This window comes from Streptomyces marianii (assembly GCF_005795905.1).
Taxonomy (GTDB): domain Bacteria; phylum Actinomycetota; class Actinomycetes; order Streptomycetales; family Streptomycetaceae; genus Streptomyces; species Streptomyces marianii.
The window spans coordinates 6,777,694-6,790,264 of the sequence record NZ_VAWE01000001.1 but is presented as its reverse complement, the minus strand read 5'-3'; the positions used below and the strand labels follow the sequence as shown (position 1 = coordinate 6,790,264).

At 73.6% G+C, this 12,571-nt stretch carries 10 protein-coding genes; 4 read left to right on the top strand and 6 right to left on the bottom strand.

The genetic code is table 11. The annotated features are described in order from the left end of the window. Nucleotides 1–152: 152 nt before the first annotated feature. The 3 genes from FEF34_RS30750 (at nucleotide 153) to FEF34_RS30740 (ending at nucleotide 5,106) form a co-directional block, all read left to right on the top strand. On the top strand, nucleotides 153–1,955 hold the full coding sequence (locus tag FEF34_RS30750) for a glycoside hydrolase family 15 protein (protein WP_138057825.1): 1,803 nt from the start codon (nucleotides 153–155) through the stop codon (nucleotides 1,953–1,955). Between the two features lie 87 nt (nucleotides 1,956–2,042). Beyond that, nucleotides 2,043–3,425 carry an FAD-binding oxidoreductase gene (locus FEF34_RS30745; protein WP_138056072.1) on the top strand — a complete coding sequence of 461 codons (1,383 nt, stop codon included), beginning with the start codon at nucleotides 2,043–2,045 and terminating at the stop codon, nucleotides 3,423–3,425. A 40-nt stretch (nucleotides 3,426–3,465) separates the two neighbouring features. After that, nucleotides 3,466–5,106 (top strand): PucR family transcriptional regulator, encoded by a 1,641-nt coding sequence (locus tag FEF34_RS30740; protein ID WP_138056071.1) that lies wholly within the window; start codon nucleotides 3,466–3,468, stop codon nucleotides 5,104–5,106. 289 nt (nucleotides 5,107–5,395) lie between these two features. On the opposite strand, the gene FEF34_RS30735 is transcribed toward FEF34_RS30740, so the two are convergent. The 5 genes from FEF34_RS30735 to FEF34_RS30715 form a co-directional block, all read right to left on the bottom strand. Continuing rightward, nucleotides 5,396–6,484 (bottom strand): glycosyltransferase family 4 protein, encoded by a 1,089-nt coding sequence (locus tag FEF34_RS30735; RefSeq protein ID WP_138056070.1) that lies wholly within the window; start codon nucleotides 6,482–6,484, stop codon nucleotides 5,396–5,398. 479 nt (nucleotides 6,485–6,963) lie between these two features. Then, complete coding sequence (gene recN, locus FEF34_RS30730; RefSeq protein WP_138057824.1) at nucleotides 6,964–8,682, bottom strand: DNA repair protein RecN; 1,719 nt, start codon at nucleotides 8,680–8,682, stop codon at nucleotides 6,964–6,966. Between the two features lie 368 nt (nucleotides 8,683–9,050). Further along, a complete protein-coding gene (locus FEF34_RS30725; protein WP_138057823.1) occupies nucleotides 9,051–9,968 on the bottom strand; it encodes an NAD kinase in 918 nt (305 codons plus the stop codon). Nucleotides 9,969–9,988: 20 nt separating this feature from the next. After that, nucleotides 9,989–10,804 (bottom strand): TlyA family RNA methyltransferase, encoded by an 816-nt coding sequence (locus FEF34_RS30720; protein ID WP_138056069.1) that lies wholly within the window; start codon nucleotides 10,802–10,804, stop codon nucleotides 9,989–9,991. Nucleotides 10,805–10,811: 7 nt separating this feature from the next. After that, nucleotides 10,812–11,246: a hypothetical protein gene (locus FEF34_RS30715; RefSeq protein ID WP_138056068.1), complete on the bottom strand. Its 435-nt coding sequence runs from the start codon at nucleotides 11,244–11,246 to the stop codon at nucleotides 10,812–10,814. Between the two features lie 42 nt (nucleotides 11,247–11,288). Between FEF34_RS30715 and FEF34_RS30710 the strand changes: the two genes are divergently transcribed. Then, entirely contained in the window at nucleotides 11,289–11,636 is a 348-nt protein-coding gene (locus FEF34_RS30710; RefSeq protein ID WP_138056067.1) for an SCP2 sterol-binding domain-containing protein, read from the top strand. A 39-nt stretch (nucleotides 11,637–11,675) separates the two neighbouring features. On the opposite strand, the gene FEF34_RS30705 is transcribed toward FEF34_RS30710, so the two are convergent. After that, entirely contained in the window at nucleotides 11,676–12,530 is an 855-nt protein-coding gene (locus FEF34_RS30705; RefSeq protein ID WP_138056066.1) for an ABC transporter ATP-binding protein, read from the bottom strand. Nucleotides 12,531–12,571: the final 41 nt, after the last annotated feature.

Sequence of the window (12,571 nt, the reverse complement as noted above, 5' to 3'; positions counted from 1 at the left end):
AGGCCGGTGAACGGCAACACCCCCGCCCTTCCCTCACAGTTTCGCCTGGGTGGGACACCCTTCCCGGAGCGAGCTCGTCATCGACCGATTGACCCCCTTGACCGCAGTAAGTGCCACGCTGGGCGGACGTGGCCGTTCGACTGGAGATCCACGTGGCCGGGCGCATCGAGGACTACGCACTCATCGGAGACATGCAGACCGCTGCCCTGGTCTGCCGGGACGGCACAGTCGACTGGCTGTGCCTCCCCCGCTTCGACTCGCATGCCGTCTTCGCAGGTCTCCTCGGCACCGAGGAGCACGGATTCTGGCGCCTCGGGCCGGCGTACCCGGCGGACACGGAGCCGCCCGCGGCCAGCCGCCGCCGCTACCGGGGCGACTCGCTGATCCTGGAATCGGAGTGGGACACGCCACGCGGCACGGTCCGCGTGACGGATTTCATGCCGCCCCGTGACGGCGCACCCCAGCTGATCCGGATCGTGGAGGGCGTCAGCGGGCGCGTACCCATGCGGTCGGCCCTGCGGATGCGGTTCAGCTACGGCCGGGTCGTGCCCTGGGTGCACAAGGTGGACAACCGCACGGTCGCCGTCGCGGGCCCCGACTCGGTGTGGCTGGACACCCCCGCCGACACCTACGGCCAGGACCTGACGACCTACTCCGACTTCACGATCTCCCCCGGCGACCGGCTCGCCTTCACCATCAGCTGGCAGCCGTCCCACCACCAGCCGCCGGCGCTGCCCGACCCCGAGGGGTCGCTCGACGCCACCGAGGATTTCTGGCGCGAGTGGGTCGAGCACTGCACGTACCACGGTCCCTACCGGGAGTCCGTGATCCGCTCGCTGATCACGCTGAAGGCCCTCACGTACGCGCCCACCGGCGGCATCGTCGCCGCGCCCACCACCTCGCTGCCCGAGGAGATCGGCGGCGTCCGGAACTGGGACTACCGTTACACCTGGCTGCGCGACGCCGCCATCACCCTCTCCTCGCTGCTGCGCACCGGCTACCGCGAAGAGGCCCGGGCCTGGCGCGAGTGGCTGCTGCGCGCCGTCGCCGGCGACCCGGAGAACCTGCAGATCATGTACGGCATCGCCGGGGAGCGGGAGCTCGGCGAGGCGGAGCTGGACTGGCTGCCGGGCTACGAGGGCTCCGCCCCGGTACGGGTCGGCAACGGCGCGGCGAACCAGCTCCAGCTGGACGTCTACGGAGAGGTCACCGAGGCCCTGCACCTGGCCCATATGACGGGTCTGTCGCGCAACGACTACGCCTCGGTGCTCCAGCTGAAGCTGATCCGGTACCTGGAGGACCACTGGGACCAGCCGGACGAGGGCATCTGGGAGGTCCGCGGTCCGCGCCGGCACTTCGTGCACTCCAAGGTGATGGCCTGGGTCGCCGTCGACCGCACGATCAAGCTCATCGAGTCGGGCGACGCGGACGGTCCGCTGGAGCGCTGGCGCGAACTGCGCGACGAGATCCACCGCGACGTCTGCGAGAAGGGCTACGACAAGGAGCGCAACACCTTCACGCAGTCCTACGGCTCCAGGGAACTCGACGCCTCGCTGCTGCTCATCCCGCAGATGGGCTTCCTGCCGCCGGACGACAAGCGCGTCATCGGCACCATCGAGGCGATCCAGCGGGAGCTGTCCACACCGGACGGCTTCGTGCTGCGCTACCCGACGGCGGGCGACGAGGCCGGCGTCGACGGACTCGAGGGCGACGAGGGAGCGTTCCTCGCCTGCTCGTTCTGGCTCGCCGACGACCTGGCGATGATCGGGCGGGTGGACGAGGCACGCCGTCTGTTCGAGAAGCTGCTGTCGCTGCGCAACGACCTCGGGCTGCTGGCCGAGGAGTGGGACCCGAGGCTGCAGCGTCAGGTGGGCAACTTCCCGCAGGCGTTCAGCCACGTCCCGCTGATCGACACGGCGCTGCGGCTCACCGCCTCCGGCGCGTACGGCGGCTGACGCCCCGCCCCCTTCCGTGGATGTGCGCGGCGGGACCGCTCGTACCTACGATGAGAAGGTCCTGTTCGCGCCCCGGAAGGGGGCATCATGGCGCCCCAACCGTTCGCGGAGCCGGCTCTGACGGGACTCCGCGACTCCCTGGCCGGTGAGGCCATCACCCCGGACGCCGCCGGTTATGACGAGGCCCGGGCGCTCTTCAACGCGATGATCGACCGGCGGCCCTCGGTGATCGCCCAGTGCGAGTCGGCCGCCGACGTCGCCGCTTCGGTCCGGTTCGCCCGGGACCACGGCCTCGAGCTCGCCGTCCGCGGTGGCGGCCACGGCGTCGCGGGGCTGGCGACCACCGACGGCGGCCTCGTGGTCGACATGCGGCGGATGCACACCGTCACGGTGGATCCGGACGCCCGGACGGCCCGTGCCGGCGGCGGGGCCACCATGAGCGACCTGGACCGGGCCACCCAGCCGTACGCGCTGGCGACCACGGGCGGACGGGCCTCCACCACCGGACTGGCCGGATTCACCCTGGGCGGCGGATCCGGCTGGCTGGAGCGGAAGTTCGGCCTCGCCTGCGACAGCCTCGTGGCAGTGGATCTGGTGACGGCCGACGGCGCCGAGGTGCGCGCGAGTGAGGAGGAGAACCCGGAACTCTTCTGGGCGCTGCACGGCGGCGGCGGGAACTTCGGGGTGGCCACGTCGCTGACGCTGCGACTGCACCCGCTGCCCGCCATGTCCGTCGCGTTCCTCTTCTTCCCCTCGGAACGCGGGGAAGAAGTGCTCCCCGTGTACCGGGATGTGCTGGAGTCCGCGCCCGACGAGATGGGCGGCGGCTTCATCTATCTCACCGGCCCGCCCGAGGACTTCATGCCCGAGCACCTGGTGGGACGCGCCGTGGCCCTGGCGCTGGTGACCTACGCCGGCCCGGAGCAGGAGTTGCGCAAGACCGCCGCGCCGCTGCTCGGTCTCGGCCATGAGGCCGAGATCCTCATGGAGCTTCCGTACGCCGAGCTCCAGTGCATGATCGACGACCCGCCCGGCCTGCGGAACTACTGGTCGGCGGAGTACCTCCGGGACCTGCCGGACCCGGCTGTGGACGCGTTCTGCGCCCGCGCCGACAGCATGATCGTGCCGTCCAACTCCCAGCACATCCTCTTCCCGATGGGCGGGGCGCTGAGCCGTGACGACTCGGGCTGGCCGCTGCCTTGGCGCACCGCGGAATGGGTCCTGCACCCCTTCGGCATCTGGGAGGACCCGGCGGACGACGAGCGCGGACGGCAGTGGGTCCGCGACGCCCGGACCGATGTGAAGCCGTGGTCCGTCGGCCAGGTGTACCTGAACTTCATCGGCGACGAGGGCCGGGAGCGGGTGGTGGCCGGATTCGGGGCCGAGAACTACCGGCGCCTCGCCGACGTCAAGGCCGCGTACGACCCGGACAACGTGTTCCGGCTGAACCACAACATCAAGCCGGACTGACAGTTGTCCTTCGAACTCTCGCCCAGGTAGCGTCCCGGCAATGGAAACACAGGGCGGTGGGATCACCGTGCAGCGGGCGCTCGAACTGCCCGCGCTGCGCGGCGGACTCCCGGAGGTCGTCGCCGGAGCGGACCGGCTGAACCGCACCGTGCGCTGGGTGCACGCCGGCGAGGTGCCCAACATCGCCTCGCTGCTCAAGGGCGGCGAACTGCTGCTGACGACGGGCCTGGCCCTGGGCACCCGGCCCGCGGAGCAGCGGGCCTTCGTGCGCCGGCTCGCGGACCGCGGGATCGCGGCGCTGGTCGTGGAACTCGGTCCCCGCTTCACCCGGCTGCCCGCCAGCATCGTCGAGGCCGCCAGGACGGCCGCACTGCCGCTGATCCAGCTCCACCGCGAGGTCCCGTTCGTCGCGGTGACCGAGGAGGTCCACACCGAGATCGTCAACGGGCACTACGCGCTGCTGCAGCAGGCGGAAGAGGTGTACCGGCAGTGCACACGGGCGCTCCTCGAAGGCGGCGGCATCCCCCAAGTGCTGCGCATCCTGGCTGATTTCACCGCCAACCCGGTGTTCCTGGAGGCCGCCGACGGCCGGCTGCTGTACGCGGCGGGCACCGGCACCGGGCCGGCCGCGGCCGATCCGCTCCAGGTGTGGGAGGGGCTGCGCGGACAGCGGTCGGCGCGGGAGGCGGGACCACCGTCCGGATCGGTCCTCGTGGACGTGCCCGGCGGAGGGCACGGGGCCGGGGCGGTACGGGCGCGGCTCGTGCTGCCGGCCGTGTCCGGGCCCCTGCTGCCGGTGCACCGGATGGCGGCCGAGCGCGCGGCCGGGATGCTCGCGGTCGTCCTCATGCAGGCCCGGCAGGAGGAGGAACTGGCGGCGCGCGGCCGCGGCGACTTCCTGACCGACCTCGGCGAGGGCCGGATCACGGCGGAGGACGCGCCCGCCCAGGCGAGGGTCCTCGGCTTCCGGCCCGGCGACGGCCCGCTGCTGCCGGTGGTGATGCGGATCGCGCCCGAGTCCTCGCCGTCCGGCAACTGGGCGCTGCTCGCCCGGGCGGTACTGGATGAGCTGGCGTCCGTCGGCGTCCCCGTGCTCCTCGGAGTGCGGCCCGTCGAGGGGCGGGTGCCGCTGCTGCTGGGCCTGCGCTCCGAGTCGGAGCGGACGGCGGTGGCCGACCGGGTCGCGGCGGCGCTGCGCGCCGGCCTGGAGCGAGCGGGGATGTCGGGCCCTGCCCGGGCCGGGATCCATCCACCGGTCGTCGTCGTGGGCGTCCCCGGCGGCTGGGCGGCGGCCTCGGCCGGCCTGCGGCACGCGGCGGAGACGGCGACGGCGGCGCAGGGACTGCCCGACCGGCCGTGGTACGACGCCCGCCGTCTCGACATCGACCTGCTGCTGTGGTGGCTGCGGGACCATCCGGACCTGGCGGCGTTCGTGGACCGCGCGGTCGGCCCGCTCCTGGAGCACGACCGCACGTCGCGCCCGCCGCTGCTGCCCACCCTCCAGACGTTCCTCGCCCATGCCGGCCGCAAGGCCGAGACGGCCCGCGAGCTCCATCTCAACCGCCAGACCCTCTACAACCGGCTGGCCCGCATCTCCGAACTCCTCGGAACGGATCTGGACGACCCGCAGACCGTCCTCGCCCTGTCCCTGGCCCTGCGGGCCCGCCGACACACTCAGTGAGTCCGCCGACATACTCAGCGAGGGGGAACGGCGCCCCTCGGGTCTGCTCCCGAGCACGCTTTCACGGGCCGCCGGCTGCTGATTCGGAGGGCGGTGCTCGGTGCTCCCACGCATGACCCATTCATGGGGTGATCCCGTCTTCATGGGGTGATCCCGTCGAACGAGTCGATTCGTGCTGCTGCTCGGTGGGCCGTCGCGGGAGACCGCGGCGTGGCGAACGACGGTCTGCCCGGCCACTCGAGGACCTCGGCGAAGTGGAGCGGGGAGAGCCGTGAGCCGGCCGCCGCGATCAGGCCGTACGCGGGCCCGGCGGCTGCGTGAGTTCGTCGTAGATGCTCAGGACCTGGGCGATGGTCTCGTCCTCCGTCGGCCAGGTCGCCGCCTGGGCCCGGCCCGCCGCCGCGAGCCTGCGGCGGCGTTCGGGATCCGCCAGCAGTCGGCTGACCGCGGTGGCGAGGGCGACGGCGTCGCCGTACGGCACGAGTTCGGCTGCCGTGCCCACGAGCTCGGGCGTACCGCCGACCCGGGTCGCCACGAGGGGCACGCCCAGCCGGAGGGCTTCCTGGGCGAGGAGCGAACGGGCCTCCCAGCGGCTCGGGAGTAGCGCGAGGTCCGACACCGCCAGCAGTTCGCCGACGTCGTCGCGGCTGCCGAGGAGCCGGACCGGCAGGCCCTCCCGGTCGATGCGCCGCTGCAGCGCGGCACGTTCCCGCCCCTCCCCCGCGACGGCGACCAGCGGAACGGGGTCGAGACCGAGCCACCGGTGCGACGCGTCGAGCAGGGTGCCGTGGCCGCGGCCGGGTTCGAGCTTGCCGACGGCCGTCAGCAACGGCCGCTCGACCGCGCCCAGTTCGGCCCGCACCTTGCTCTCGGGCCGGTCCGGGCCCGGCGGCGGTACGGCGACCGGGGCGAGCCTGGCGTCGCGCGCGCCACGGCTCCGGGCGCGCTCCACCAGCTCGGACGACGTACCGAGCACGACGGCCGCGGTTCTCACGACCCTCCGCTCCAACATCCGCAGCAACCTGCCGCGCGCGCCCGCGGCCTGGGTCCGGGTGTGCCAGGTGACCACCAACGGCACGCGCTGCCCGCTGATCGCCAGTGCGGTCCGCACCGCGGCGTCGAGACCGTGCGCGTGGACGACGTCCGCTCCCGCGCACACCGTACGGAGCGCCCCGACCGACGCGGGGTCGCTGCGGCGCGGCACGGGCACGAAGTGTGCCCCGGCGCCGGGGAAGTCGTATTCGTGCTCCAGGGGTGCGGGGGCGCACACGGTCACCCCCACTCCCCGCGCCACCAGGCCCCCGGCCAGTGACCTGACGTGAGCGCTGCTGCCCGCGCTGCCGCCGCCCAGTACCTGGACCGTACGCAGCTGTGTCACGCGCCAAGGATGCCAGTCCGTACGCACGTTCCGGCACCGCCTGGATGTCGTTCCCGTGTCCGGGGCCTCAACAGCCCCGACCGGATCACCCACACGGGTGAGCGCACACCGGCGGTCATCCGCTCGCCCGAGGCGGTTTTGCGGCGGCGTTTGCCGGGCGGGGACGGTTGCTCCGGGACTTCGGGGCGTGCTTAGGGCGTCATTGGTGTGCTCCCACCGCGCACGCCGCCGTGCGTGCGCCCGCAACGCGCCCGTACACCACCCGGGTGACGGCCACAGCGCCTCTGCGAGATGACGGTCCCGCCCGGCACCGGGCAGGTGTAGGCGGTCCCGGCTCGGCCCCGCCCGGAGCCCGTGGGCCGTCGAGGGCCTCGCACGGCGGCCGCGACGGCCGCCCGGACGGAACCACGCCGCAGTCTCCGGTCCGTCGGTCGCCCGCGCCACGCGCCCGCCGGACGTGCCCGGTCCCGCCCGTGCGCTCAGACCTCCGCGCGCGCCGTCGCCAGCAGTTCCTCGGCGTGTGCCCGCGCCGTCTCCGAGTCCTCCTGGCCGGCGAGCATCCGGGACAGCTCGCGCACCCGGTCCTCGCCCTCCAGGACGGTGACGCCGGACCGGGTCACCGATCCGTCGTTGGTCTTCTCGACCAACAGCTGCCGGTCGGCGAACGCCGCCACCTGCGGCAGATGGGTCACCACGACCACCTGCGCGGTCCTCGCGAGCTTGGCGAGGCGCCGGCCGATCTCCACGGCCGCCTTGCCGCCGACGCCCGCGTCGACCTCGTCGAAGAGATAGGTCGGCACCGGGTCGGTCCCCGCGAAGACGACCTCCACCGCCAGCATCACGCGCGAGAGCTCACCGCCGGACGCGCCCTTGGCGATCGGCCGCGGCTGGGCACCCGGGTGCGGGGCGAGCAGCAGCTCGACCTCGTCTGCACCGGACGACGTGTACGCGACCGTGCGCCCGTCGACCACGACACCCTCGGGGTCGTCGCTCTGGCGGATCTCGATCGTGACGCGCGCGTGCGGCATCGCGAGATGCGCCAGCTCCGCCGTCACGGCCTCCGCGAAACGATCCGCCGCCGCCGTACGGGCGTCGGTCAGCGCCTGGGCGAGGCCGGACAGTTCGGCGCGCAGCGCGTCGCGTTCCGCCGTCAGCTCGCCGATCCGGTCGTCGTCGCCCTCCAGCTCGGTGAGCCGGCCGGAGCCGTCCTCGGCCCAGGCCAGGACGGCGTTGACGTCCTGGCCGTACTTGCGGGTGAGCGCGCCGAGCGCGGCGCGCCGTTCCTCGACCGCCGCGAGCCGCAGCGGATCGGCGTCGAGGTTGTCGGCGTACCCGGCGAGTTCGCCCGCGACGTCGGCGAGCAGGATGGAGATCTCACCCATCCGGTCGGCGAGCGCGGCCAGCGCCGGGTCGTGGGACCGGACGGCTTCCAGGGCCCGCCCGGCACCGGCGACGAGCGTGGTCGCGTCGACACCCTCGAGGTCCTCCGGATTCCCGGCGAGCGCCGCGTGCGCCACGGAGGCGGCGGAGGCCAGGGCCTCGGCGTGCCCGAGCCGCTCGGCCTCGGCGGCCAGCTCCACGTCCTCGCCGGCCCGCGGCTCGACGGCCGCGACCTCGTCCAGTCCGAAACGCAGCAGATCGGCTTCCTGGGCGCGTTCACGGGCGCGGGTGGTCAGCTCGGCGAGTTCGGCGGAGACGGCCTTCAGCCGCCGGTACGCGGCCGCGTACTTGGCGTGCGGCCCGGCGACGGCGTCACCCGCGTACCGGTCCAGGGCCTGTCGCTGGCGAGCGGCCTTGAGAAGCCCCTGCTGGTCGGTCTGCCCGTGCACGGCGACGAGATCGTCCGCCAGCTCGGTCAACATGCCGACCGGCACCGAGCGCCCGCCGAGGTGCGCCCGGGAGCGGCCCTCCGCGGAGATCGTCCGGCTGATCAGCAGCGCCCCGTCGTCGAGTTCGGCACCGGCCTCCTCGGCCCGTACCGCCACGGGGGCACCCGGGGACACGCTGACCCGCCCCTCCACGACAGCCGACTTGGCGCCGATCCGTACGAGGGCGGGGTCGGCTCGCCCGCCGAGCAGCAGCCCGAGGCTGGTGACGACCATGGTCTTGCCCGCTCCGGTCTCACCGGTGACCGCCGTGAACCCCGGCGACAGCTCGACGACGGCGTCGTCGATGACCCCGAGCGACCGTATCCGCATCTCCTCCAACACGGAGAAGACCTTACGAGGTCCCGGGCCGGGTGTGCGACGGCCCCCGCCTCCCGGGCACTCAGCCGCAGGTCGGCGCGACCGTCATCACCCGTGGGGGTGGCCTGCGCGACCCGCGCGTCACCCGCCGCAGGCTCCACCGCGCGCCACCGCAGCGCCTGTCGGCCGACCGCCGCGCGACCGCGCGGGCCCACCCCACGCGTCGCCGTGCGGGCCGCAACGGCGCAGCACCCGTCGCCGCCCGCACCACCCCACCCGCCGACCGCGCGGGCCCACCCCACGCGTCGCCGTGCGGGCCGCAACGGCGCAGCACCCGTCGCCGCCCGCACCACCCCACCCGCCGACCGCGCGGGCTCATCTCACGCGTCGCCGTGCGGGGCGCCCCGCCAGCCCGAGACGGGCAGCGCGAACTTCGCCACCAGCCGGTCCGTGAAGGAGGCGTGGTGCAGCCGGGCCAGTCGTACCGGTACCTCACCGCGCCGCACCTCCACCCGGGCCGCGGCGGGCAGCTCGACGGCCCGGCGCCCGTCGCACCACAGCACACCGTGCGGGGTGTTGGGCTGCACCTCGACCGCCAGCACCGAGGACGGCGACGTGACCAGGGGCTTCGCGAACAGGGCGTGGGCGCTGATCGGCACCATCAGCAGCGCCTCGACCTCTGGCCACACCACCGGCCCACCCGCCGAGAACGCGTACGCGGTCGACCCCGTCGGCGTGGCGCACACGATGCCGTCGCAGCCGAAGCCGGTCACCGGCCGCCCGTCGATCTCCAGGACGACCTCGAGCATCCGCTCCGGGGACACCTTCTGCACGGCCGCCTCGTTCAGCGCCCAGTCACGGTGCACGATGTCGCCGTTGCGGCGGACGACCACGTCTATCGTCATCCGCTCCTCGACCTCGTACTCCCGGGTCACGACCCGGTCGACGACCTTGTCCAGGTCGTCCCGCTCCGCCTCCGCGAGGAACCCGACCCGTCCCAGGTTGACCCCGAGCATCGGGACCCCCGAGGCACGGGCGAACTCGGCACCGCGCAGCAGCGTCCCGTCGCCGCCGAGCACGATCAGCAGCTCGCACCCGTCGAGCACCTCCGGCGTCGCCTCGGGCACGGTCTCCACCGACTGCGGCAGCGGGAGGTCTGCGGCCTCGAAGGCGAGCACCCGCACCCCGATCCCCGCGCGCAGCAGGCCCTGGACGACGAGTTCGGCACTGCGGATCGCCGCGGGCCGGCCGGTGTGGGCCAGCAGGAACACGGTACGGGTCCGTGTCCGCGCGTCCATGGTGGTCTCGCTGGTATCGGTCAACGCGGCCCCTCCGCCACTGCGCGCTCGACATCCACCGGGTCGAGCTCCGGTGCCCCGGCCCGGAGCCAGAGAAAGTACTCGACATTGCCCGAGGGCCCCGGCAGCGGACTCGCGGTCACTCCCAGCACGCCGAGCCCCAGCTCGCCCGCCCGGCGTGCCACCGTCCGCACCGCCTCGGCACGCAGCTCCGGGCTGCGGACCACTCCGCCGCTGCCGAGGCGCTCCTTGCCGACCTCGAACTGCGGCTTGACCATGAGGACGAGATCGGCGCCGGGGGCCGCGCAGCGCACCAGCGCGGGCAGCACCAGGCCAAGCGGAATGAAGGACAGGTCCCCGACGATCAGGTCCACCGCCTCCCCGTCGATCGCGTCCAGCGTCAACTCGCGCACATTCGTACGGTCCTTGACCGTCACGCGTTCATCGCTCCGGAGAGACCAGGCGAGCTGGCCGTAGCCGACGTCGACGGCGACGACATGGGCGGCGCCCGCCCGCAGGAGCACGTCGGTGAACCCGCCGGTGGAGGCGCCCGCGTCCAGCGCCCGCCGTCCCTCCGTCCGCAGCCCCCGGGGAACGAAGGCCGCGAACGCGCCGGCGAGCTTGTGGCCGCCGCGCGAGACGTACTCGGGGTCGCCGTCGTCCTGGGCGACGACGATGGCGGCACTGGTCTCGACCTGGGTGGCGGGCTTGCCGGCGGTGTTGCCGCCGACGGTCACCCGCCCCGCCGCGATCAGCTGGCTCGCGTGCTCGCGCGAGCGGGCGAGCTTGCGGCGTACCAGCTCGGCGTCGAGACGGCGGCGTGCCACTCCTGCCACGTTCGGTTCAGCTCCTGTGGTCGTACGAGTCGTCCGGTGGGGCGTCCAGCGCGGTCAGCGCGGAGCGGAGCCCTTGGTGTACATCCTCGTACACCTCCAGATGGCCGTCCGCCGGGAGGTGGTCGGCGTCGGCCAGCCGCTCGAGGTGCGCGTCGACCCCCGCGTGACCGGTGGGGACGCGCTCGACGCCCAGGGGTGCGGGGGCGGCCGGGTCGTACGGCTCCTCGGCCACGGCCCCGGTCGCGGCACCGTTCCCGGTGTCCTCCCCGCCGGCCGGATCGCCGTCCGCACCGGCGGGCACGCGCCCCGCGGACGGGGAGCCCGCCGCCGGACCGGGCACCGGGTACGGCGCCACGGGCCCGCCGGGCGCCGTCCCGGACACCTCGTGCGCCGTCCCGGACACCTCGTGCGCCGTCCGGGGCGTTTCGATCGAGTCGCTCATGCCCAGACGCTACCGCGAAGCCCTGGGGTACCGTCGATCACAATGGCGACGACAGAGGAGTGCCGCGGCGCACTCGACAGACTTTCGGACAATCTCGCAACGGCGGACGGGGACGTGCGCAGCGCGGCCGCGCTCGACCGATCCCTGAGCTGCCACATCAAGGACCTGGACGTCACCTTCACCGGGCGCCTGAAGGCCGGCCGGATCGCGGTCCTGGACACGCTCGACGGACCCCCCGCGGAGAAGGCCGACATCCGGCTGGCGATGACCGGCGACGACCTGTTGGCGATGGTCGACGGACAGCTGAACTTCGCGAAGGCGTGGGCCTCGGGCCGGGTCGGGCTCGAGGCGAGCTTCCGCGATCTGCTGCGCCTGCGGGCACTGCTGTGACGGCGGCGCCCTGAGACGACCCGTCACGGCCACGGTGTCTCAGGGCGCCGCCGCGGTCGCCCCTGCCGCCGCGCCGGAGGCCGAGGGCAGGGAGACGTCCGGGGCGGCCCTGCCGCGCCGGGCCAGCGGCACCACCAGCGGCGTACCCGTTTCCGGGTCGTCGATCACCTGAGCACGGACCCCGAAGACCCGCTCGACCAGCTCGGCGGTGACGACCTCGCCGGGCGCGCCCTCGGCGGCGATCCTCCCGTCCCGCATCGCGATCAGATGGGTCGCGTATCGCGCGGCCTGGTTGAGGTCGTGCAGCACGGCGACGAGCGTGCGGCCCTGGGCCTCGTGCAGTTCGGCGCAGAGGTCGAGGATCTCCAGCTGGTGCTGGATGTCGAGGAAGGTGGTCGGCTCGTCGAGCAGCAGCAGCGGAGTCTGCTGCGCGAGTGCCATCGCGATCCACACGCGCTGGCGCTGCCCGCCCGACAGTTCGTCCACATAGCGGTCGGCGAGTTCGCCCACCCCGGTCGCGGCCATCGACTCCCGGACGATCCGCTCGTCCTCCGGCGACCACTGGCGCAGCAGGCGCTGGTGCGGATAGCGGCCGCGGGCCACCAGGTCCCCGACCGTGATGCCGTCCGGCGCCACCGACGACTGGGGCAGCAGGCCGAGCGTCCGCGCGACCTTCTTCGCGGGCATCGAGTGGATCGTCTGCCCGTCCAGCAGCACCCGGCCCCGAGTGGGCTTCAGCATCCGTGAGAGGGCCCGCAGCAGCGTGGACTTGCCGCAGGCGTTCGGGCCGACGATGACCGTGAACGAGTTGTCGGGTATTTCGACGGAGAGTTCCTCGGCGATCACCCGCCGGTCGTAGCCGAGGGTGACCGATTCCGCGGTGAGGCGCTGCATGGACGTACTCCTGGGGTTCTTCTCGGTCTGGTGCGGGTCTG